This is a genomic window from Cohnella xylanilytica, from assembly GCF_014212175.1.
In the GTDB taxonomy this organism is placed as follows: Bacteria; Bacillota; Bacilli; order Paenibacillales; family Paenibacillaceae; genus Cohnella; species Cohnella xylanilytica.
This window is the reverse complement of sequence record NZ_JACJVR010000002.1, coordinates 108,358-130,605: the sequence shown is the minus strand read 5'-3', so window position 1 is coordinate 130,605 and position 22,248 is coordinate 108,358. Positions and strand designations below refer to the sequence as shown.

The window sequence follows — 22,248 nt, the reverse complement described above, 5'->3', positions numbered from 1 at the left end:
ATTGACCATCGTCTATTCCAAGCAGCGGTTTCCGCCGCCGCCATTTGACAAGGATGTCACAAGCATGGCTTACTTCCGAGCCCTATACGACGGGGATCATGCCGAGATTTTCCCCCGGGCGAAAATGATCGCGAAGGACGTTCGGTACGGATGGAAGCGAACCGGCGTTAAGAGTTGGGCGCAGACGCAGGAGATCGTTGACGTCAATAGCATGTACGTCGTTGCCAACTTCTCGAGCCTCGTTGCGGAGGTGCCGGCCGACCTGATAAACCGTGCACTTGGAAATATATCGGCTGACACAGAAAATGATAAGGCACTGCTCGACTTTGTCTCTGCTGTCGTCACCGCCAGCAAGCCGAACGAGAAGATTTGGGCTGCGGTCACGCAACACCAGGTCGACGGCTCTATCGCCTATCGCGTCCGCCGCGACGGCAAGGGCAAAGTCTGGTTCGAGTGGATTATGGGGGACAATTACTTTCCGCACGATGACGGGCAAGGCGCAGACTTGGCATGGATCGAGAAATGGAACGAGTCAACGAACCCGCAAAAGTTTCTCCGAGTGGAGCGGCAGCGCTTGGACGCCGCCGGCCTTACGGTCCAGCAGATGGTGTTCAAGATGGAGGGCGACACGGTTGGCGATGAGATTGAAACCGCGTCATACGCGGCACAATGGGGCGTGGAGATCCCTGAAGACGTGATCCTCGCCAATGTAACCGAGCTGCTGTGCGGATTCATAGCCAACGATGAGACGCTCCGACATAAGCGAGGCAGGTCGGCACTGCGGAATATCGACACGATCCAAGAGGAAATCAACTGGACAATCACCCGAGACTCGATCGTCTTCGATAAGCACGGGAAGCCAAAGCTTGCGATCCCTCGGGGGCTGTGGGATAGCGTCGCCCAGGAGAACAACCGCCATTATGGGCAACGCTTCGTCCGGAATGCCGATCTCGAGGTCGTCAGTTACGATGAAAGCAAGGGGGCAATTCCGCAGTACATCACCTGGGACGCCAAGACGCAGCAGAGCTTCGAGCACGTGACTCGGCTGATCAAGTACATGCTGGCGATAAGCAAGACCTCGCCGCAGGCGGCTGGGCTCGAAGAAGGCAAGGGAGACACCGGTGTCGCGCTGCTTTACCTCTGGATTCAATCCGTCATCAAGGCAGAAGCGATCAAAGAAAAGTTCGATGCCGGTATCAAGGACGCAATCCGCAAGTGCATCGTTCTGGAGAATGCGATTGGCGGTAGTGACTACAAGGTTCAGGCACCGGCGATCGAGTGGGGCGATATGCTTCCGAAGGCTGACAGCGAGAAAGATACCGAGGAGATCGAGAAATACGGTGGCGGCGTCCAGTCGCTCGAGACAACGGTTCGCCGGATGCATCCGGATTGGTCTGAGGAAGCGATCGCTGCGGAGATCCAGAAGATTCAGGATGAAAAGGCCATGGACTCGATTAACCCGACATACACTCAGCCTCCAAAGGTGACGGTGTGAGATGGCGACCGTCGAGCAATTAATCGCACTTTACGTCAACGCCGATGAGCGGCTGCGGCTTCTCGTCCAGTCTCTTGAGGATGGAAGTGTTTCAAGGCGTCGAAAAGAGCAGCTGCTCAATCAGATCGAGTCGATCATCGCGGAGCTGACTGGTCAAGCAGGGCAGCAAATGGCCGAAATCGTTGGCGATGAATACCGCACCGGAGCCGCGGCGGCTGTCGAGCAGATGACGGCGGCCGGAATTACCGTAGACGTGATTGATCAGACGTTAAAGCCGCATATCCACAAGCGGGCAGCACAGGCGATCATGAACGAAGCCTTTTACTCTATCCTCGAGGCGAGCGACAACATGAGCGCAGACGCCAAGCAACGGATTGAGCAGGCCGTCCGGACCGCTAATGAACGCTCACTTGTCGAAGGGGTGAGCCGCCGCGAAGCGACGCGACAGGCGATCGCCGACATCAACAGTAGAGGAATTACCGGTATCATCGCTCGCAACGGCGCGCGGATCCCGGCAGACAAGTACATGGCCGGGGTCGTCCATTACCATCAGCGCAAAGCGCACGTCACCGGGACCGAGAACATGGCCTCCCAAAACGGACAGGACCTCGTTTACGTCAGTGCTGTTGGCATCACATGCGAGCTCTGCGCAAAGTACCAGGGGCGTGTCTATTCGATCAGCGGCAACGATAAGCGGTTCCCGAAGCTTGAACTGCGGCCGCCGTACCATTCTTACTGCGTCCATTCGCTCTCTGTGTGGGTGGAAGAATATACGTCGATCGACGAGGTTGAGCGTATGATTTCCGCTTCGAACCGACCGTTCGTCGACAACCGGACGGAGCGCTACAAACTGCGGTACGAGCAAATCCAGCGTGAGAAGTCGCGAAAAAACGAGACGCGAAAGCAATGGATGCGGTACAAGGCGGCGATCCCGGGCACGCCGGACCTGAAGACGTTCGCTCGTGCAAAGGCCTGGAATACGCAGGCATACAAGGACCTGCAGGAGGATTATCGAAAGATCAATGCCAAGGTGAAGGGGGATGAGTCCATTGGATGAAGTATTGGAACAACGCGCCAAACGCGAAGGCAAGGTGACGCCACGGGCATGTATCGAGAATCTGCTGCAGGCGATCGAGCGTGGGGAAGTAGAGTCGGTTGTATTTGTCGTCCGACAGCCTGACGGGCTGATCAAGACCGGTTGGAGCAATACGCTTCATACGGAATTGCTTGGACTGCTGGAATGCGGAAAGAATCATGTACTTGAAGAAATGTGGTGAAGTATAATTTTCCTTGGTGTCGAAATTTGAACCCAAGGAGATAAATGTATGAGCATTAATATAGATCCAGTAAGCTACACTATCTCTTCAACCGCAATTCTTGTTGCGTTAATCGGTGCTGGGTGGGGTGCTATCAAGTACTACACAAAAAAACAAGTGGACAATCGATTTAATAAAAAAATTGAAGGCTTTAAAAACGAATTACAAATTGTACTTGAATCGAAGAAATTTGACTTTCAAAGGCTAACATTCGACTTTAACCTTTATAGAAATAAAAAACATGAGTGTTACCCAGAGCTCTATAAATTAATCATGAAAGCTGTTTTTGGAACGCAGAGTTTAATTAACAATTGGGATTTCCCTGAATTTGAAAAATATTCCGAAGACATGTTGAGGAAATACCTAATAAATAAGGGGGTGGCCGATGATAAGATTGACGAACTTTCACTTCAATTTAAAAATGGAATCATTAATGAATTTGTTAAATATGAAGTTAAGATGGCAGAATGGTATAGAGTAAATGATGATTATAAACGTGCACATGAGTATTTTTGGACAATAGAGATTTTTATCTCTGATGATATTGTAAAATTATCAGAAGCCCTTTTTACCGCAGGTGATAGCATAATGAGGAGCCTTGCGTGGGATATTATGGGGAATGCGTACGGAAATCATGAAGAAATAAAGAATATCCGTCCTCCCTTTGACAGTAGAAAGTTGTTTGAAATTATCTATGAACAAAGTCAGCTAATAAAAAATAATGTGAAGAGAGAGTTATCTATTGCAGATTACGAATCTTCTCATTCTTAGTCGCTCAATGAGCGGCTTTTTATTTTGTCCAAAACGCCCTGAAGACGTTAAAAGCTGCGGCAGGATTAGCCAACCCGGGCTTAAAACAGGAGGTCACTATGTTCGAATTGATGGCAAGACCCTACAGGCTCCGCATGAATCTGCAACTCTTTGCCGGAGACGGAGGCGGCTCCGGTGGTTCTGGCGGTGATGGTGGCAGTTCTGGCGGTAGCGGTGGAGACGGCGGCGGGGAGAAGACATTTACCCAGGCCGAACTTGATCAGCACGTTCAAACGCGCGTAGCGCGGGCCGAGAAGGCGGCACAGAAGGCACTGGCAAAGGAATTGGGCTACGACTCGGTTGAAGCCATGCAAGCCGCGCTGAAAAAGCCGGAAGGCGGCAAGGGCAAAGACGGCGACGGGGCAACGCTCACGATTGAAGACGTCGAGAAGCGCGCCAAGGAGCTCCTCGAAGCCAGCCAGAAAGACCAAGCGGAGAAGACGTTCCAGCGTCTGCTTCGTGCCGAGGTGAAAGTTCTGGCGAATGAACTCGGGTTCGCCGATTGGGAAGACGCCGCGGCTCTCGCTGACCTGTCCAAGGTCAAAGAGAACGACAAGGGTGAGCTCGAAGGCGTCAAGGAAGCATTGGAAGAGCTGCTGAAGAAGAAGCCGCACCTGGGAAAGCAAAAGCCCGGAAGTGGCGCTTTTGGCGCAGAGGTCCGCGGCGGCGGATCCCCTGACGATCGAAAGAAAGCGCTGGATCATATGGCCGAACTGGCGAAAAAAGAAGGTACTCATACGGTCGCTGCAAATGACCCGTGGGGCCGAAAATAAGGAGGTCACGAAACCATGCGACTGCAACCGAAAAAACTGTTCGAGGTGCAGGATGACTACGAGATCCTCGCCTCTCACGAAGTCATACGCGAAGTAACGAACGGCATCACGATCGATTCCGCTTCGATCACCGCGGACTCCAACGGCGACAAGATCATCAAAAAGGGAATGCCGATGGCGAAGCTGACGGCCAGCGGAAAGTTCGTACCGTATAATGCGGCGGGCACCGACGGCAGCCAAAACCCGACGGTTATTCTCAAACGGACCGTCAACGTCAAAGACGGTGATGCTGTCGTCGGCGGCTTCGAGGTCGCGAAAGTCATCTCGACGCGCATCCCTGTCACTGTTGACGCGGCACTCAAAGGCAAGATGCCGAACATCACGTTCGCCTAAGTTACTCTAGAAAGGGTTGATAACAAGATGAGCACGAGCAAATTCCGGTTCAAGATGAACCTTCAAACGTTCGCCGCCGGAGATCCGGAAGAGATCAGTATGCTGGAACAAGCGTTGTCGGGAGAAGAACTCCTGACGTATGCGTCGAACCTCACCGTCCCGAACGATTACTGGCAAAACATCTTGTTCCCGGCACGCCAAACGGACGAGCTGACGGTCGACGTGATCAAAGCCTCGTCCCGCCTGCCGGTCATGGCGCAGATCGCCGATCTCGGCACCGAGACGCGGTATGGTTCCCGCGAAGGCACGAAGGGCGATCGGGTAGAAATCCCGAAGATTCAGCGCGGCCGCTGGATGGATGAGAAGCTCATCCGCCTGTTGCTGATCGCCGGCCAGAATCTTGGCCTCCGAAAGCAGGAAATCCAGCAAATCATTCGGGACCAACTCGACGATGCCAAATACGCAGTCGACTCCATCCGCGCTCGGCGGGAGTGGGTCGCGATGCAGGCCACTGCTACGGGCACCGTGTCCTATGCCGAGGGCGATGTCAAACTCTTTGTCGACTACGGCTTCACGAACGATCAGAAGCCGGTGCTGACCGGAACGGATCGCTGGAGCGACACGGAAAACTCTCGTCCTCTCGAGGACATGCAGACATGGTTCCAGTTTCAGGCCGATCGTGGCGTGCGTCTGACCCGGGCATTTACGGCGCAGGCGATTATCTCGCTGCTGCTGCGCAACAAGTCCGTTCGGATTGCATATCACGGCGATCCGTCGGGCAGCGCCAACCCGCCGCAGCTTACCATGGCTCAACTGGATTCGGTCACCGATTCCCTCGGGCTGCCGCGTATCGCCGCGTATGACACGCAGGCCCGCGTTGAGAACGATGCGCTCACAAACGGAAAACTGGCATTCACGACGGTTCGCATGGCTCCAGCTGATCGCTTTGTCATGCTGCCGGCCGATCCGCTCGGCAACTACCTGTGGGCAACGACCACGGAAGAACTGATGGGCGGCTACGACGGTGTCGGTTCCGGCGACAATGGTATCTTTGTCTTCCGCGACGTCACCAGTCGGCATCCGCTGCGCGTGCGCACGGTGGGCGTCAACCTGGCGTTCCCGGTGTTCCCGTATGCGGACTCGGTAATGTCGGCGACGGTTATCTAATCCACAAGAGAGGGCGCCTTCGGGCGTCCTTTCCCATTACGAGAGGGTGAGTGTAGTGAAGGTTAAGATCACGGCAGTGACCAAGGTCAACGGATCGTGGAAGGGCCCCGGCGCTGAGGTCGAAGTCGGCGAAAAACTCGGTGCGGAGCTGATCGCTAAGGGACTCGGGGTCGAGACCGAGAAGACGGCAGCCGAGAAGGAAGCCGAGGAGCAAGCAGCAGCAGCTGCGAAGGCCGCGGCTAAGGCGGAGAAGGAACTCAAGGCGCTCCGCAAGAAGGCGACCGAACTCGGCATCGAAGGCGCCGACGAGAAGGGCGCCGAGACTCTCAAGGCCGAGATTGCTGCTGTCGAGCAAAAGTAGGTGATCGATCATGGACCGCCAAGAAGTAGCGGACTGGATTGCTGCCAATATGCTTGATACCTACGCATGGGATCGGGCGAGCGAACATAAGCAGACGGTCGCGATCGTCCAGGCTGAGCGCAATTTGGCCCGTTGGTATCCTTCGACTGACCTTGTAGTCTCCCTTGTCGCCTATCAGGCTGTATGGGAGCTTCAGGGCGTCGATCCGGCGTTGAAGTATCTCAAGCACAACGTCAAGTCGATCGGGGACAACGGCGAGTCGATCTCCTACAAAGACGGAGAAAGGGATAGCGTCGCACCTGACGTGCGGGAACTTCTTGGCGCAACTGCGGAAGAAGTCGCCAAGCAAAAGGCCGTGGAAGCCGCTCAGCAGCAGTACGGTGGTGCATTGGTATGAGTCTCTTCGGGTACCCAGCAAAGGTGACGCATTATCACTCCGAAAAGGATGACTGGGGTCGGCCGTTGCCGCCTATTTCAATCGACAAGAGCGCCAAGGTCGTTGAAGAGCAACGTCTAATCAAAAATGCCAAGGGTAAGGAAGTGCAGATCGCATATACGATCTACCTCGAAGGCGTCAACGCGGTTAACTTCGATGACTATTTCGAGTACGTCAACGCCCTTGGCATTATAGTCCGTTGTGGTGTCGCCCATATCGAGGTGCGAAAGTACCTCGGGACCGATGACGTGAAGGAGGTCGTCGTGTATGGCCGACCGCAAACTGTTTAGATTCGGGATCGAGGGTATCGAGGCGATGACGGCGGCGCTGGATAAGATCGGCGACGATCTCGACCGAGGTCTAGACGAGGTGCTGTTGAAACTTGCTCTGAAGATCGCTCAGGACGCCAAACGACTAGCTCCCGTTGATTCCGGCGACCTGGAAGCAGCAATCAATGTCGATGAGGTGAAAAAGCTCATTGGGATGTCCTATATCGACATCGGGACAAGCCCAGAAGTCGACCATTACGCTGTCGTTCAGCATGAAGGTTTCCGGAAGACCGCCAACGGTTCCATCGTCGAACTGAGGCCCGGCGAGAAGACGCTGAGCAAAGGCGCGTACAACGGCTATATGCCGGGTAAGAAGTTCCTCGAGAACGCCTTAATGATGAACGAGAAGCTCATCACCGAGGAGTTGAAGAAGGTCTTGGGGGTGGGGTAAAGTGCTGGCGACCGAGTTGATTCAATATCTGACCGCGGCCGGCTACTCCGTTTACCCGGATCCGAATTTCATTCCGGCCGATCTACCGGAGGCGAAACTGCCTTGCCTGTTCGTCATGGGCACCGGTGGGTACGAGCCACATGCGTATGTTCCGACTGAGCGACCGACATTCCAGGTTATCGTCAAAGGCAAATCCTACAAGACGATACCAGATAATATGGCCGCGACCGAAGCGCTTGCGAAGGGGCTCATCAAGCATCTGCACCGCCGGGTGAATTACGGGGTCGGCGAGACTCATGTGTTCTCGAGCATCGCGATTCAATCGTCACCGATTCCTCTTGGCTTGGACGACAAGGACCATCCGATGTTCTCGACCAACTTTATGTTTTACACGAAGGAGGCTTAATCAATGGGAGACGTAACCAAGGTTTACGCCGGCCCTGGCATTTTCGTATGGGGCGTCAGTGCGACCGGTGCAGCGGAAACGGATGCCGTCACGATTGATCTGACGCAGGGCGGCATTAATTTCGCGACAACGACCACCTATTTTGAACCGACCGTCGATCAATTCGGCTCGGCGCCTGTGAAATCGATCATCACAGGAATCACAGGAACCATCACCTTTGAGACGCCGGACATGGACTTCGAGAAGGTCGTGAAGTTTAATCCGAACACAGACAAGATCGTTGATGGGACAACGCCCACGAAGGTCAAGTATGAAGTCTCGGGATTGGCGGGGCAGGAGCTTCCTCGAAAGCGTGCTGTCATTAAGCCGCTTGGTATCATGGACCCGAACCGGTTCATCTACATTGAGGCGTGCGCAGTAAAATTCGATCTCAACGCCGGCTACCAGTTGGACAACAATCAGCGAATGGCTATTTCTGCTGCAGCGTATCCGAGTACGGATCCGGATCATTACGGGCTGCTGTATACCTGGGGTGACATCGCGGCAACAGCATAAGCCGGAAAACACATACAGAGGGGGCCGTTCGGTCCTCTCTGTTTCTATTTCAAGACCATAGGGGGAATTATCGTGTTCAACTTCTTTCGCAAGGATAGAGTCCAATTGGGCAACAAACAAGTGGAGATTCCTAAATTGACGCGTGCGCGTCTCAAGAAGCTGACCGACCATATTGGAACGATCGGTGAGTTCCTCGTAAAGCTTTTCCTGACTCCCGAACAAGACCGCGCGGTATTCATTGTGGCTGCCGCTGACGTGACGATAGATGAGATTTACGAATTGACATCTCTATTGAGCGACATTCCTGTTGACTACCTGGATAAGCATGCAGGCATCGCAGAGTGCGCCGAATACCTCCGACTTACATGGGAGAAGAACGACGTCAACGCCGCCTTGGGAAACTTAAGCGGCCTGATCCCTCCGATGGCTCAGCAGTTCGTTCAGAGCATTCTCATACGGGTGGAACAGGCCAAAGAATAACAATAGAGGAGTTTGTCCTGCGCTGTTGCGTTGCTCTCGGGAAGACACAACGAGAGATCGAGAACGAATATGCTTGGATCGACCTTCCGCAGCTGATACACCTCGTTGGTGAACACCGTGCGTGGGAGCTGATTGAGAACATCCAAGTGTCCTCGTTCCCCCACTATTCGGACGATAAGGCGCGGGAAGCGATCATGAAGGGGCTGCAAGCGCGAATGCCGCAACCACCGACGGAGCAGCCGAAATCGGCGGAAGAACAATATCAAGCGCTTCTTGCGCGAATGAAGGCGGGTGGGTAAATGTCTATACAAATTGGCGAACTCCGGGCCCGCCTGACGGCCGAAGCGTCGCAGATGAAGCAAGAGATTCAAGCGGTCAAGAAAGAGCTTTCGGCTCTCAAAGAAGAAGGAAACAAGACGTCGAAGTCGTTTGTCGATCTCAGCGGCGTCATGGAGAAGATTGGGGCCAACACGGACCAGCTCAAGAAAATCGAAGCTGTGCTGAAGAATATCGACTTAGGCCGGTTGGAGAAAGGCCTCGAGTCCATTGTCCAGGAGCTCCGGAAAATGGGCGTGGAGAGCAAGCAAGTCGAAAAGGTTGAGCACGAGCTGAAGCAAGTCGCCAACGAAGCGGAGAAGTCAGAGGAAGCCGTTAATGGTGTTCGCGGCTCGATGGAGGGGCTGGGCTCGGTGGTGGCGACCATTGGCGCCGGCGCTGGTTTTGTGAAGCTCACATCGACGATCAAGGCACTCGCCGATGAAGCGCAAAAGCTCTCCATGGCATACTCTGGTCTATCAGAGGTATCGAAGGCGCTTAACGTTGATGTCGAAAAATCGGCTACACTTGCCGATGAACTGGCCGATCGTTGGGGGCTCAGTCGGACGGAGATGGCCAATACGGTCAAGACATACTTGACTGCCGGGCTGACGTTGGAACAGACCAGGGATATCATGATTGCGACGGCGGACGCCGCAGTTTATAACCGTGAGTCTCATTTATCTTGGGCTGAGGCGATCTATCAAGTCGCTCAAGGTATAAAAATGGGCAACTCTGAGCTGACCGACGCAGCCGGCATCACGACGAACCTCTCAGTTATGCAGGATCGCTATGCTAAATCGATCGGGACGACAGCGGCAAAACTGACCGAGGCGCAAAAGATCCAAGCAGCTTACAACGGGATTATATCTGAATCCGCCATGTTCGCGGGAAACGCTGACTCAGCCATGACGGGCTATACAGGCACGCAAGCGACTTTTAACCAGACGATGCAAGAAGCGCGAGTCGAGCTCGGAGAATCGTTTATCCCTGTCCTTCAAGACCTGATGGAGACGTTGACGCCGACCATTCGCCATTTTGCGTTGTTCGCGGATGAGAACAAGGAAGTGGTTGCGGGGGTGGGAGCCGCTTCAGTGGCGTTTACGGGCTTCATAGCTATTGTTGGGGCGCTTACGGTAACATTTAACGCTCTTAAAGCAGCAATGGGCCCATGGTCTCTAGTCTTGACAGCTCTTGGCGCTTTAGCTACCGGGTTAGGGGCATATGCTTTCGCTGCTCATTCCGCCTCGGAAGCATCTAAAGAATTCGCCAAGAATCAACAGGAACTAAACGCGGCTCTTGCTACTTCACCGGCGAACATTACAGCTGATCAATACCAGAAGATGCAAAAGAACATTGAGCAGCTAAACGAAGTTCTCGAGAAGCGAAACGAGCTGGAGAAGGAATACAATGACCGCCTAGAATCCGCACAAAGTGGTCAAGGATCTATCGAGAACACGCAGGCCATGATGGAACTTGCAGATCAGATCCGTGCCGTCGACAAAGAATTGAAGGACATGGACTACTCCAACGTTGACGAGGCAAAGGCATCCCTCGATAAGATGAAAGAAGCTTCGAAAGGAGCTCTCGGCGCCCTTGTAGATCTGACCAGATCGCAGATGCAGCAGACGGTTGCGCAGGTCGACAATGTGTCGCAAATGAAAGACCTGATCAAACAATACGACGAGTTGAACAAGAAGGAAAAGCTGTCTGAGCAACAAAAAGCGCAACTCGCGGAGATCACAAAGAAACTGAAAGCGGAGTACCCGGATCTGCTCGTTCAACTGGACGAAGAGAACCGATGGCACATCAAAAATAAAGAAGCTCTCGATGCGTACATTTCCGGTGAGCGGAATCGCGTAAACGCCGCGGCGGATGCAGCCAAGAGAACATTGGAAATTGCTAAGAAAGAAGCGAATGAACGGATTCGTATCGCACAGGAGACCATTGATTTAATCGATAAGACCGAAAAAGATGCGAAAACAGCCAAAAAGCCAGACTATGTCCCCCAAGAACTCTATGACAGCTCAACAAAGTTATGGGGAGATACCTTTAATAGGGAAAAGAGGCGCTTGACTGAGCAAATAAATACGGATCGTTTCAACATAAACGAGGCAACAAAAGAAATCGATGCTTTGACCGTTAAGGACTGGGATCAGTTCCGAGCAAAACCGGCATCAGCAACGAGCGGGGATAAGGGCAAAACAAAAAAAACGAAATCCCTTGCCGAGATTCAGCAAGAGGACTATCAGCGCTCACTCAAATACATTCAGTATAAGCGCGACATGAACCAAATGACCGAACAGCAGGAGCTTGCATCTTTGCAAAAGCTGGAGGAGCGCTACAAGAAGAATGGCGAGATCCGGATGGATGTCGAAGTCCGAATTAAGAAGCTAAAAGATCAGATGGCCGATGATGAGAAAAAGCGGATTGAAGAGCAAAAAAAGAAAGATGAGGCTGCCGCGAAAGCCCGATATGAAGCATCAACCGAGTGGATTACGCAGGAAGAACGGCGTATGACGCTGGCCGGTAAGAGTGAGGACGAAATCACTCAAATGAAGCTGGAGGCGTGGACACGGGTCCGGAACCGTTATGAAAAGGACTCGGAATTCTACAAGCAGGCGGATACTCAGGTTTACAACCTCAAGGTGTCGCTCATGAAGGCCGCAGAGAAGGCGCAGGAGGAAGCCGCCAAGCAGCAGGAGCAAGACGCCAAGGATCTGCTCAAGACGACGACCGACGCGATCAGTAAAGCCAAGAAGGCCGAGCTCGATGCGCTCGACGAGCGCCGCCGGGCCATCGAAAAGTTTTACGACGACCAGCAGGAAGCGATCGACGAATCCGAACGGCAACGGGAGCGGGGAAGCCTACTCGACGAGATCGCCAAGTACAAGAACGCAACCTCGGAGGCTGGTCAGAAGCATTTGCAGGAGTTGCAAGAGAAGCTCCGTCAGATGGACGTCGATGACCAGAAGAGGGCGCTTGACAAGGAGCGGACGCAGAAGCTTGAAGCGCTGGACCGGCAGAAGGAGGACATTGAATCTTGGTACGACGACCTTGAACAGCTCATCGATGATTACAAGGGCAACGCGATTAAGCTTTACCAACTGCTAGAGGACGACCGGTATAAAGCGTTCAGAGCCACGAACGATAAGATTCGGACAGAATTGCAGGCGCTGATCGCCGAATACGCGAAACTGAACGGCATGAGCGTTCCTTCTGCGCCGTCTAGCGGTTCATCCGGAGGAGGAGGCAATTCGCCATCGCCTTCGATTCCGAACGGCACCTTGGGTTCGGCAGCAGCATCCGCGGCTTCGTCGGTTAAGACGTCGACCATCGCGAAGATGCAGGCCAATAGCGACGCCTGGAAAACGGCGTCCGCCGCCGAGCGGAAGGCTCTTGAGGCGGCAAACGAGAAGTTAGGGGCATCGATTGGGGCAACCAAGAATAGTGGGACAGGTGTCTGGAGCGATGCGAGCGGCAAGCCCCTCTATCATACCGGCGGGATTGCAGGGGTCGCCAACTTCCGGAGCGAGGATCGGTTATTACCTGACGAGCTGGCCGCCATTCTTCGCATCGGCGAGCCTGTGCTGACGCCGAAGCAAGTCGGAAGCCTCGTTACCGCAGGCGCGGGTGGCGGGGATACGATCCACAATTATTACGGACCGTTGATCGAGCATAGCGGAGACGTTCTGCTGGAAGACGAGGCTGACATTAAGACGTACAATCGGGAGCAAGAGAGCCTGGCGCGGAAGCTGTATGCGAGGGGAGGGCGCTTGGATGATTGATAATGGAGGGGCCACGTTCGGTGGCGTGGCCTTTTCGTCGTTGGGACTGCTGGTGACGAAGGCGAACATCCCTTTGCTCCCCGAGACGCGGCAGTCCGAGGAGGAGATTCCAGGTCTCGACGGCACGATCGATCTGCTAACCGAGTATGGACCTCGAATGATCGAACTCGAAGTGACGATGCTCGCTTCTGACGAGACGGACTATCAGATCCGATTGCAGAAGATCGCCAAGGTGTTCAATGCCCGAGCTGGCGTCAAGCCGCTCATCCTCGACCGTATGACCGGGAAACGCTGGATGTGCAAATACAACGGCCAGATCCCGATCGAAAAAATGGCGACGCTTGGGACGTTCACGCTGCCGTTCAAGGCATTTTTCCCATTTTCAGAGTCCGTTACGGACACTGGGACGCCGATTGCCTACGGTCAGGGCTACACGTACGGTATGGGCTTCAGGTATGGTGGCGGGAGGTATTCGTTCCTGGTTACGTCTTCGCCAAAAGCGCTCGTCGTCTACCATGCCGGAACCCACGAAGCATATCCCGTCATCCGACTAACCGGCTCCGGCTCAAATATTACCATCCGCAACGAGACGACCGGGGAGCAATGCACATTATCTGTCATAATGGCCGCCGGGGATGTAGTGGAGGTTCGCTGTGCGCCGCTGGAGCAAGTTGTAATCCGGAACGGGACAGATATCACCCGCGCCCACTCCGGTATCTTCCCGCGCCTCGTAGAAGGCGACAACAATATATCCATCACCGCGACCGCCCCTAGCCTGACGGTCGCTTTTATTTTTCGTCATACCTACTTGTATTGAGAGAGGGGATGCACCGTGGCAAACGGTAGATTTGAAACGATCCCATTGACGTTGGAAGTCGATGACGCGGAGAAGCACAATCGAAACTGGAAACGGGCCGATTCCGACCTCGCGTCCTTGCAAGCACAGCTCACGGCAGAGCAGCAGGCGCGGATCGCGGCCGATGCCGCCCACGCGACCGCCCCGGTCGCCCATACCGCGGACCAGATCCAGTATGTGCCCGGCCAGAGCGTCAAGCAGAAGACGGACATGCTCCAAGCTCAAGTCAACAACATCGTCGGCCAGTCGGGCAGCGGCAATACGGCGATCGACGATATGCGGCTCGGCGCTGATGGGGTATCGAGGCAGACGCCGGGCGTGCTGATCCGCGAGATTCACCGCCAGCAGATCGACGAGGCCGGACAGGCTAAGGCAATCGGGCGGGGACCGAACCTGATTACGACGGACCGGGCGTCGGGGGCTGATGTAGTAATTCCCGGGCGGACGCTGGTCAACTGGTTTGGCAAGGACGGGGGCTTTGGGGTAGATATTAACGGCGACGGTCTCGCAGATGGCTGGTTTTATAATTACGCAGGAACGGTCGGGGTAAGCCTTAACAACGACGTTAAAGAGGGCGTGAAGTCGCAAAAACTGAGCGCGACTCTTTACTCGTCGATTTACAAAATCATCTCTTATAGGCCGAGTGACTATTTTCTCGTTCTGGTTTGGGCAAAAGTTGAAAGCGGCGGTAGCGCGCAAATCATTGTTTATGATGACACCGTAGGCAAAGCACAAAGTCAAGAACTAAGGACCACCGGCGACTGGAAACTGCTCTATGTTAAGTTCACGGGCGCTGTTTTTTCCGGGAGCGCTGGAATTAGCTTGCATCAGCACAACCCGACCCCCGTCTATTTCAGCGGAGCCCGGTTGTTCAAAGTTGATGCCACCACATACGCAAAGATTGACGTTGATCCGGAATACACCGGGGCCAAGCTGGCGGAGAAATATCCGTATGTCGAAGGCGTCAAGCATCTCGAAGGAGTTGGGCTGTCGCTGGTCGGGATCAATCAGATTCCGCCGGTAACCGATTCCGCATGGACGCTCCATCCTCATGCTAAAGTTCTGGAGCCGTATGAATTGCAATTGGCTGCGACTGGAAACGCTGAGCATTCCACCTGCACTCTGCCGGCCCTACCCAACACGACATACAGTTTTGGGTGGGATGGCAACGGGAACTTAATGTATGTTGAAGAGCTTGATTCAAACGGTGGGTTCCTTAGATCAGCACCGCTCCCCACTTTTACCACGCTGGCGGCAACTAGGAGCATCAGAGTCTTCGCTTCGAACCATCAACAGGGGGCAGGGACATTTGTTTTTAAAGACCCGATGCTTGTTCTCGGTAACGTGATTCCGGAATCCTTAGTCCCGCGGAACGACGATTATCTTTACCTCCCGACTACGCTGGCCGAAGGGGACACGTTCGACTCGCGTCTTGGGACAGTGACGCGTGGGGCAAAGACAGGCGTTATTTTGGATGGGTCACTCGGTTGGTTTGGCGGTGTAGTAGATCAGCATCCAGACTTATACAAGGTGGTTTATTGCCCCGTCATTGGCAAACCGGACACGGCGATTGTGGAAAAGTACACTGGTCAAGTACTCGAAGCAGTCTATGCGGGAGTCCCAGGCTCAAAGGCCGACCAAGCTGCCCTTGCGCCCGATGGAAACCTCTATGTAAATGTCAGTCTGTCAGAATCCGGGTGGGTAGCCTCAATTAATCCGAGCGCTAATGCCGTGAAGGCACTTTTCAACGGGTGGAGGGCTACAGCCAATGACGGCGGTAACTATACGTCTTGGGTATCTGTCCTCGACGGAAGTACTCCGGTAACCAACACGTTATCGTGGGTCTCGGCAAATAAGGCTCCGGGTTGGTCAGGTTGGGGGACGCTCTCTTACAAACTTGCCAAGGCCGAGGCGCAGGTCGTCGTGCCGGAGGGAGCGATCGGGCTGCACACCGGCGGCAACATGGTCGAGTTGATCGAGGGTATTGTCGTGCGAGAGAAAGCCAATCCACAACTCGATACAGGGAACTACTGGATTAACCATTCATCCATTAACGGGGGCGCCGGAAACTTAAAAGATCGCACGAACAAGATCATCAACGTATTTAAAAACGGCGTTAATGATACTAAGAAATGGATCATCAGGAGCGACTATGCGAATAGCGAGTCAGCGAACGGTGGGGCAACAGCCTACTGCCCTAAAGCTGAATACGATCGGGAAGCCGAGTACACCGTCATATACATTTCCCTGGACAAGTACAAGCGGACGGTCAACGCGATCGCCGCGACTATCAACTACAATACCAACGCCAAGACGGTAACGGACGGCCTCGTCCGTGACATGGCCGACGCGGAGACGCAAATCTCTATTCACGACCGAATTCTTGCCGAGCATACAGCCAGGTTGCTTGCGCTGGAGGTGTAACATGGACCCGTTGCAAAATGCAGTTGACTATCTCAAAACCAAAGGGATTGAGGTAGAGCCGAAGAAGAGCCTGTTCCAAGTCAACCAGGAGATGGGCGTCATGCTTTTAACGCTGCTTATGTCCGAGGTTGACTCGCTCAGGAACAGAGTCAAGGTTCTGGAGGAAGGGGGTGCTACCGGTGAATGAGCTTAATGAGGTTTATCTGAACATGTACCGGGTTGCTGTTCAGACCGGGCGGTTGCTGATATCGGACGTTCCAGTGAAATATAGGGAGGAATTGATAAAAGAACAGACTGGCGGTGATGGCAATGAGCCGGTCACGCCTTGAATTATGGGATACCGTGGAGCGGTTGGCATACTTGCCGGCCGCTTTTTCTGTTCGTATAAGAGAGGTGCTAAGCGGCGAGTATTTCGTCACCTTCCAATATCCGAAGCTCGCTGGCGATGGCCGTTACGACTTGCTCATCACGGGAAATGAGATCCGTTTCCCGAAAGACATCGAGTACGGCCAGCATTTCGTGATCAAACGAGTTGAAGAGGTTCGAGAGGGCGGAAAGATCAGCAAGACAATTGAGGCCCATCACGTAGCCTTACAGTTAGGCCAATACTTCTTCGACCTCTATATCGATTTTCGGGCCGCCCAAACGCCCGAGGCGATGCTGTCGATGCTGCTTGTCGGCACTCCGTATACCTATGTCGTGTCCGGCTCGTTCGGCGCCCGGGATATCTCGGAGTGGGGGGAGAAGTCTCGCCTTGCGCTGCTGTACGAGCTATGCGACGTTTTTGGGGCCGAGCTGTCCTTTAACAATTACGAAATCACGTTCGCGATCCGGAAGGGCGCGGACAACGGGAAACAGGTCCGGTACCGCAAGAACATGAAGGGCATCCGCCGTACAGAGACGGATCTCGAACGGATTACGCGCCTCTATGGATACGGCAAAGACGGGCTTACGATCGAGGGCTACGCGGGGCACACGCGAAAATACATCGATTCGATCTTCTATGACCGGTATCGCCCGTTTGAGGCATCCAAAGAGTGGCCGGAGATCGAAGATCAGGGCAAGCTCTTGTCCACTATGGAGTCCTACCTATCACAGTATGAAGTCCCGCAGCTCACTTACGAAACGGAGACGGTCAATCTCGGACCGGTTGAGGTCGGCGACACGATTACCGTCCTCGACGCGGTGCTCGGCTACGACGTGTCGGCCCGGCTGCAGGAATATGAGCGGTACCCGTTTCAGCCGGAGCAACGTCCACGCCTTGTCATCGCGAACTTCCGCGAGCGAAATCGTGACGACTACCTGATCGAGATGCGGCGCCGGCAAAAAGAGACAGCAGACGCGCTCGCCCGCCGCGCCGCGCAGATCGAAAAGGAGCAAACGGAGTTGGAACAAGCCCAGGACGATTATCAGCAGTACGTCGAGGGGGCGTTCCAGGATGGCGTTATTTCGGCCGCAGAGGCGAAGGCGATCGCCGAGCACAAGCGGACGCTGGGGCAGGAAAAGAGCGATGTCGATTCTGAGTACACGAACGTCATGGGGAACGGGTACCTAACGGATGCCGCGGTCCGGGCTTCGCTCCAGAATGCAAAAACGGCATATGATAGTGCCTTTTCCGCGCTCAATACGGCAATCGACAACGCGATCGCAGATGGGAAGACAACGCCGGCCGAGAGCACGGCGGTCAAAACGGCGTTCGCGACTCTGGCAACGCGTCTTGCGACGCTTCGAGCGGCATTTCAGGCGGCAATGCAATCCATCACCCAGAAGGCTGAGGGTAATGCCAAGTCATACGCGGATGAACTGAATGCCCGGGTGCAGACGCAGCTCAGTGAACTGAGTCAGGCGCAAAACGATTTTGAAACGTATCTCGATGGTGCATTTAGTGACGGCCTGATCAGTACCGCCGAATCGAAGGCTATCGCCGAGCACAAGCTCTCCCTCGCGAAGGAAAAGGCCGACGTCGACATCGAGTACCAGACCATCTACAACAACCTGTACCTGACCAACACGACGCTTAAAGGAGCACTCGGGACAGCTAAGACCAACTATGACAAAGCCTACGCGGCGCTGATCGCCGCAATCGATACCGTCATCGCCGACAAGCGAGTCACGCCGGCCGAGCGGGCCAACGTTGATGCGAAGTTTGCGGACCTGACGAACAAACTCGCGACGCTGAGGCAGGCCATGCAGGATTGCGTCAAATCGATCGGGCAAGCAGGGCTTGATGCGGTCGCCGGCTTCGGGATCGCGCTCGGGTGTATCATCTCGATCGAGAATCGAAGCCAGGTCAAGATGTTGACGACGCTCACGTCCTCGGCAGCTTCCGGAGCGACGACGCTCAATGTGGGCAACGGCACGGTGGACGCATGGCCATCGAGCGGTACCGCCTATATTTGGTCGGCGTCCTTCGGCGAACCTCGGGCCATATCTTACTCCGGCAAGACGGCGACGTCTTTGACGGGCATTACTGGCATAACGAGCTCGTACTCCTCGGGGACGAGTGTCTACCTCTGGAACCTGCCGACAGGCGATATTGTCGTCTCCGCGGGTACCGCGATTATGCCGGATGGCCGTTACCTTCAGATTCCCGCCGCACGCTTCAACGGGCAGACTCTTGGGACCAATCCGGGCGACTACGATGGATGGGAGTTCCGACATCTCTGGATCGACGTGAACGGCAACGTGCAGCTGGCGGCGGCTGGAACGTCAGGCGGTTGGAACCTGTATCCGCCGAATCCACCGGCTGGTAGCCTCCGGATCGGCTATATGCTTGTTGGCTACGGTATGGAGGACCCGGACGGATCGCTCAACAGCACGAAGGATTATGCGACCGACAAGTATCCGAATTTTAAAGAGAGGATCTACCACGACTACCGCTATCGGGACCAGCGGGCTATCACGGCCGTCGATAACGATGTGGCATACGGCGGCGTTCCGAATGGCGCTCAGACGCTCTCCGTGAGCGTCTCGGGGAAGCAATATCAGACCTACTACATCCCGATCGGCATGGGCAAGCGGAGCGTCAAGCTGGCGATCTCCCTGGACGACGGATCCGGATATGACGCTTATACGTACGGCGCGGACTTGACGATCGGCCGCAAGGCAGCGAACAACGCGGACGGCAAGGGCCGGTCGGTGTGGGGGACTTACGTGGATTCGTCCGGCAGCAGCGGGATGGTCAATGGGCAACGAAACGCCTCGCCGTACGGCGTCCACATCCTCACGCCGAGGGTATGGGGTAAGACTTACACGATGCTGTATGACGCCGACCTCATGCCGGACCCGGCGGACGCGAGCCGGATCGCGCTGAAGCTGACGTTTTACAATTACAGCGCCTCGACCACTGAGAGCTTCGACCTCAGCCTCCGTTGGCATGCGCTTTGAGCATAGATGCCCTTCGGGGCTATTTTTTGTGGGGTGGTGGGCGTGTTGCCGGATGAAACGAACGAGATTTTGCAGAGATTGACGCGAGTGGAGACGAAGCTTGACATGATGAACAGCGCCCGCGATGTCGCGCTAGAGGGCCTCGACAAAGCTAAGTCGGCGCATCATCGAATCGATGAACTGCGCGAGGAATTGTCCGCATACAAACAAACGGTCAAGTGGTTGATCGCAACGACGATCAGCTTCGCAGGCGTGGCTATTTCAGCTCTCGGATTCTTAATCAAGGTGGTGTCTGGATAATATGGATGGACAACTCTTCACCTGGGATGCTCTTACTGCTATGGGCGGGGCGTCCCTTCTGACGTTCTTCGTCGTGCAATACACGAAGTCGTTGCTTGATCGTCTCGTGCCGCGGTTGCCGACCGATCTCTTCGCGGTGATCGTCGCGTTCGCGGTCCTGACGTTGGCGCAGCTGGCGCTGGGGGCGGACGGGGGCAATTGGCGGGTCTATGGCCTCGCCTTCGCAAATGCGTTCCTGGTGGCGGCGGCTGCTGGGCAGATCAACAACAAGGCCGCCAACCCGCCGGGCGGCAAGGGAGGAGGTAACGAAGGTGCCTAATTATACGAAGTACAGCAAAGACGCCTTTATCGCGCTAATTGCCCCGACCGTCATGCAGGTTCATCGCGAAGGCGGCCGGCTGCTGCCCTCTGTCCGGATCGCACAGAGTTGGCTGGAAACAGGCGGAAAAGTCCCTGAATGGTTTAATCTCGGTGGCTACAAGGTCGGTAGCGGAAAGCCTACGGCTTATTGGGATGGTTCCAGCGTATCGACAGAGACCAAAGAGGTCTACAACGGCGTCACGGTCAATACGACGGCCAATTGGCGGGCATACAAGTCGATTTATCATTACTTCAAAGATCAGGACTTATTGTTCGATCGATCCCGTTACGACCGCGTTCGGGCTGCGAAGACCCCGAAGGAGCAATGCACAGCACTTAAAGCGTGTGGGTATGCCACCGATCCTGGTTACGCGGGCAAGCTGATGTCCGTAATTACAGCCAACGGACTAACCAAATATGATGCGCCGGTTGCAACCGGCGGGGAGGACACACCGATGACGAATGAAGAGAAAAAAGCTTTTGACAAGCTGCGAGAAGACGTGGCGGCAATCAAGCTTTCGATGGAGGCCGTGACAAAGCTTGTCCCGGCCCCGGTGTGGTTCACGAAGGAATTCGGAAGCGGCGACCTCGGTGGTCTTGTCAGCAATCCGAATTTCACGGAGGAGGGATGGCGGACGTTGGCCGTCGCATTGAGAGCATTCAAGAAACATTGAAGCAACCCTTAATTTTACTGTCGAATAGTGTTGATTATCAGTCTTTTATTTCCTAAATTTCCCTTGTAAGATTGAGTCACTACTTTAGAGGAGGGGCTTTTTTGAAGAAAATCACAATGGTATTTATTGCTGCTATGGTCTTGCTGCTAGGGGTAAATGTAGTTCCTCAGAAGAGCTTTGCAGCGGTGGATTTCAGCGGTGGACTACTTGATAAATTAAAAGCTGCTCAAGGACTTAATACTGTTATTATTAGAACTCAATTAACAGATAATGATGAGACTACCTCCATATCCTTATCAGCAGATGGATCTTCTGATTTCAATCATCTAATAAGGGTGCCCTTAGTACGTGTAGACGTGGCTTCAATAACAGGTTACCGCCTAAAAGCAGCCACGGGTGTCCAACTGGAATTTTGTGATCACACCGGAAAGGTAATTTCAACCATATCTAATCCTGATGTTAATGGTAACTTATCCGCCGTAAGCAACCTGAATGGGGTTGCTTATGTCCAGATTCATAATGTGCAAAGTACGGCTAGAGATGTTTTTGAAATTAACCTTTATGGGACACTCGATCATAATACCCCGAGCGATCTCGTGGCTATAAAGGGAGAGAACAAGGTTACTCTTTCATGGAAAGAAGATGTCGCTAGCTATATGAAATTTAGAGTTAAACGAGCAACGGAATCGGGAGGGCCTTATATTACTTTAGCTGAAGATCTTACAAGTAAAAGTTATATTGACACACAAGTAACTGAAGGAAAGACTTACTACTACGTGATAACTTCTTATTACTTGGACAGAGAGAGTCTTCCTTCTAATGAAGTTAAAATCACTTTCGATACTTCACCTTCTGTATTGTTAACGTTGTATATTTCCGGTGGATTGATTAAGGAATATGATCTTTCTGCTGTTGAATTACGGGACTTTCTTGACTGGTACGATGCTAAGGATGCCGGAACAGGTCCTGCGAAGTACGCATTCACCAAGAGCTGGAACAAAGGCCCCTTTAAGGCGCGTACCGAATATGTAATTTTCGATAAGATCCTTACCTTTGATGTTGACGAATACGATCCGGTTCAATAGTTAATCAGCCCGGGAGCTTCGGCTCTCGGTTTTTTTGTCGTTCAAATGCCACCTATTCCTGAATAGTATTTATATGTTGCATCAAATTATGCAATAAAAAAATATCAATCTAACGACAAATTTCGACAACATATGACATTGCATTGG

Annotated in this window: 24 protein-coding genes; all 24 read left to right on the top strand. The window is 53.9% G+C overall.

All coding sequences use genetic code 11. The annotated features are described in order from the left end of the window. The first annotated feature begins 1 nt into the window (after position 1). Positions 2-1,495 (top strand): phage portal protein, encoded by a 1,494-nt coding sequence (locus tag H7B90_RS00745; protein ID WP_185133944.1) that lies wholly within the window; start codon positions 2-4, stop codon positions 1,493-1,495. A gap of 1 nt (position 1,496) precedes the next feature. Continuing rightward, positions 1,497-2,552: a phage minor capsid protein gene (locus H7B90_RS00740; RefSeq protein ID WP_185133943.1), complete on the top strand. Its 1,056-nt coding sequence runs from the start codon at positions 1,497-1,499 to the stop codon at positions 2,550-2,552. Further along, positions 2,545-2,772: a hypothetical protein gene (locus H7B90_RS00735; protein WP_260410629.1), complete on the top strand. Its 228-nt coding sequence runs from the start codon at positions 2,545-2,547 to the stop codon at positions 2,770-2,772. The genes H7B90_RS00740 and H7B90_RS00735 overlap by 8 nt, the downstream gene beginning before the upstream one ends. A gap of 48 nt (positions 2,773-2,820) precedes the next feature. Continuing rightward, positions 2,821-3,582, top strand: coding sequence for a hypothetical protein (locus H7B90_RS00730; protein ID WP_185133941.1), 762 nt, complete (start codon positions 2,821-2,823; stop codon positions 3,580-3,582). A 98-nt stretch (positions 3,583-3,680) separates the two neighbouring features. Next, positions 3,681-4,394: a scaffolding protein gene (locus H7B90_RS00725; protein WP_185133940.1), complete on the top strand. Its 714-nt coding sequence runs from the start codon at positions 3,681-3,683 to the stop codon at positions 4,392-4,394. A gap of 15 nt (positions 4,395-4,409) precedes the next feature. Continuing rightward, on the top strand, positions 4,410-4,787 hold the full coding sequence (locus H7B90_RS00720) for a head decoration protein (RefSeq protein ID WP_185133939.1): 378 nt from the start codon (positions 4,410-4,412) through the stop codon (positions 4,785-4,787). Between the two features lie 27 nt (positions 4,788-4,814). Beyond that, positions 4,815-5,954 carry a major capsid protein gene (locus tag H7B90_RS00715; protein WP_185133938.1) on the top strand — a complete coding sequence of 380 codons (1,140 nt, stop codon included), beginning with the start codon at positions 4,815-4,817 and terminating at the stop codon, positions 5,952-5,954. A 55-nt stretch (positions 5,955-6,009) separates the two neighbouring features. Continuing rightward, on the top strand, positions 6,010-6,315 hold the full coding sequence (locus H7B90_RS00710; protein WP_185133937.1) for a hypothetical protein: 306 nt from the start codon (positions 6,010-6,012) through the stop codon (positions 6,313-6,315). A 10-nt stretch (positions 6,316-6,325) separates the two neighbouring features. Continuing rightward, positions 6,326-6,712 (top strand): hypothetical protein, encoded by a 387-nt coding sequence (locus H7B90_RS00705; RefSeq protein ID WP_185133936.1) that lies wholly within the window; start codon positions 6,326-6,328, stop codon positions 6,710-6,712. After that, positions 6,709-7,041 carry a hypothetical protein gene (locus H7B90_RS00700; RefSeq protein WP_185133935.1) on the top strand — a complete coding sequence of 111 codons (333 nt, stop codon included), beginning with the start codon at positions 6,709-6,711 and terminating at the stop codon, positions 7,039-7,041. The genes H7B90_RS00705 and H7B90_RS00700 overlap by 4 nt, the downstream gene beginning before the upstream one ends. Next, positions 7,019-7,471 carry an HK97-gp10 family putative phage morphogenesis protein gene (locus tag H7B90_RS00695; protein ID WP_185133934.1) on the top strand — a complete coding sequence of 151 codons (453 nt, stop codon included), beginning with the start codon at positions 7,019-7,021 and terminating at the stop codon, positions 7,469-7,471. The genes H7B90_RS00700 and H7B90_RS00695 overlap by 23 nt, the downstream gene beginning before the upstream one ends. A 1-nt stretch (position 7,472) precedes the next feature. Further along, a complete protein-coding gene (locus H7B90_RS00690) occupies positions 7,473-7,877 on the top strand; it encodes a minor capsid protein (protein ID WP_185133933.1) in 405 nt (134 codons plus the stop codon). A 3-nt stretch (positions 7,878-7,880) separates the two neighbouring features. Continuing rightward, positions 7,881-8,432, top strand: coding sequence for a hypothetical protein (locus tag H7B90_RS00685; protein WP_185133932.1), 552 nt, complete (start codon positions 7,881-7,883; stop codon positions 8,430-8,432). Positions 8,433-8,504: 72 nt separating this feature from the next. Then, on the top strand, positions 8,505-8,912 hold the full coding sequence (locus tag H7B90_RS00680) for a hypothetical protein (protein WP_311772656.1): 408 nt from the start codon (positions 8,505-8,507) through the stop codon (positions 8,910-8,912). Between the two features lie 299 nt (positions 8,913-9,211). After that, on the top strand, positions 9,212-13,015 hold the full coding sequence (locus H7B90_RS00675; RefSeq protein ID WP_185133931.1) for a hypothetical protein: 3,804 nt from the start codon (positions 9,212-9,214) through the stop codon (positions 13,013-13,015). Then, positions 13,008-13,832, top strand: a complete 825-nt coding sequence (locus tag H7B90_RS00670; RefSeq protein WP_185133930.1) for a distal tail protein Dit — start codon at positions 13,008-13,010, stop codon at positions 13,830-13,832. The genes H7B90_RS00675 and H7B90_RS00670 overlap by 8 nt, the downstream gene beginning before the upstream one ends. 15 nt (positions 13,833-13,847) lie before the next feature. Further along, positions 13,848-16,295 (top strand): hypothetical protein, encoded by a 2,448-nt coding sequence (locus H7B90_RS00665; protein ID WP_185133929.1) that lies wholly within the window; start codon positions 13,848-13,850, stop codon positions 16,293-16,295. Between the two features lies 1 nt (position 16,296). Further along, entirely contained in the window at positions 16,297-16,482 is a 186-nt protein-coding gene (locus H7B90_RS00660; RefSeq protein ID WP_185133928.1) for a hypothetical protein, read from the top strand. Next, positions 16,475-16,624, top strand: coding sequence for a hypothetical protein (locus tag H7B90_RS00655; protein WP_185133927.1), 150 nt, complete (start codon positions 16,475-16,477; stop codon positions 16,622-16,624). The genes H7B90_RS00660 and H7B90_RS00655 overlap by 8 nt, the downstream gene beginning before the upstream one ends. Further along, the gene (locus H7B90_RS00650) at positions 16,605-19,682 is read left to right on the top strand and encodes a phage tail spike protein (protein ID WP_185133926.1); all 3,078 of its coding nucleotides are present in this window, start codon (positions 16,605-16,607) and stop codon (positions 19,680-19,682) included. The genes H7B90_RS00655 and H7B90_RS00650 overlap by 20 nt, the downstream gene beginning before the upstream one ends. 105 nt (positions 19,683-19,787) lie before the next feature. Next, positions 19,788-19,982 carry a hypothetical protein gene (locus H7B90_RS00645; protein WP_185133925.1) on the top strand — a complete coding sequence of 65 codons (195 nt, stop codon included), beginning with the start codon at positions 19,788-19,790 and terminating at the stop codon, positions 19,980-19,982. Between the two features lies 1 nt (position 19,983). Beyond that, entirely contained in the window at positions 19,984-20,301 is a 318-nt protein-coding gene (locus tag H7B90_RS00640) for a hypothetical protein (protein WP_185133924.1), read from the top strand. Beyond that, positions 20,294-21,016 carry a glycoside hydrolase family 73 protein gene (locus H7B90_RS00635; RefSeq protein WP_185133923.1) on the top strand — a complete coding sequence of 241 codons (723 nt, stop codon included), beginning with the start codon at positions 20,294-20,296 and terminating at the stop codon, positions 21,014-21,016. The genes H7B90_RS00640 and H7B90_RS00635 overlap by 8 nt, the downstream gene beginning before the upstream one ends. A 101-nt stretch (positions 21,017-21,117) precedes the next feature. After that, the gene (locus tag H7B90_RS00630; RefSeq protein ID WP_185133922.1) at positions 21,118-22,101 is read left to right on the top strand and encodes a fibronectin type III domain-containing protein; all 984 of its coding nucleotides are present in this window, start codon (positions 21,118-21,120) and stop codon (positions 22,099-22,101) included. Positions 22,102-22,248 lie beyond the last annotated feature (147 nt).

Coding starts and splice junctions, on each gene's coding strand:
- H7B90_RS00740 (WP_185133943.1), top strand. CDS start 1,497: ATGGCGACCGTCGAGCAATTAATCGCACTTTACGTCAACGCCGATGAG.
- H7B90_RS00730 (WP_185133941.1), top strand. CDS start 2,821: ATGAGCATTAATATAGATCCAGTAAGCTACACTATCTCTTCAACCGCA.
- H7B90_RS00725 (WP_185133940.1), top strand. CDS start 3,681: ATGTTCGAATTGATGGCAAGACCCTACAGGCTCCGCATGAATCTGCAA.
- H7B90_RS00720 (WP_185133939.1), top strand. CDS start 4,410: ATGCGACTGCAACCGAAAAAACTGTTCGAGGTGCAGGATGACTACGAG.
- H7B90_RS00715 (WP_185133938.1), top strand. CDS start 4,815: ATGAGCACGAGCAAATTCCGGTTCAAGATGAACCTTCAAACGTTCGCC.
- H7B90_RS00705 (WP_185133936.1), top strand. CDS start 6,326: ATGGACCGCCAAGAAGTAGCGGACTGGATTGCTGCCAATATGCTTGAT.
- H7B90_RS00700 (WP_185133935.1), top strand. CDS start 6,709: ATGAGTCTCTTCGGGTACCCAGCAAAGGTGACGCATTATCACTCCGAA.
- H7B90_RS00695 (WP_185133934.1), top strand. CDS start 7,019: ATGGCCGACCGCAAACTGTTTAGATTCGGGATCGAGGGTATCGAGGCG.
- H7B90_RS00685 (WP_185133932.1), top strand. CDS start 7,881: ATGGGAGACGTAACCAAGGTTTACGCCGGCCCTGGCATTTTCGTATGG.
- H7B90_RS00675 (WP_185133931.1), top strand. CDS start 9,212: ATGTCTATACAAATTGGCGAACTCCGGGCCCGCCTGACGGCCGAAGCG.
- H7B90_RS00670 (WP_185133930.1), top strand. CDS start 13,008: ATGATTGATAATGGAGGGGCCACGTTCGGTGGCGTGGCCTTTTCGTCG.
- H7B90_RS00660 (WP_185133928.1), top strand. CDS start 16,297: ATGGACCCGTTGCAAAATGCAGTTGACTATCTCAAAACCAAAGGGATT.
- H7B90_RS00650 (WP_185133926.1), top strand. CDS start 16,605: ATGAGCCGGTCACGCCTTGAATTATGGGATACCGTGGAGCGGTTGGCA.
- H7B90_RS00645 (WP_185133925.1), top strand. CDS start 19,788: ATGATGAACAGCGCCCGCGATGTCGCGCTAGAGGGCCTCGACAAAGCT.
- H7B90_RS00640 (WP_185133924.1), top strand. CDS start 19,984: ATGGATGGACAACTCTTCACCTGGGATGCTCTTACTGCTATGGGCGGG.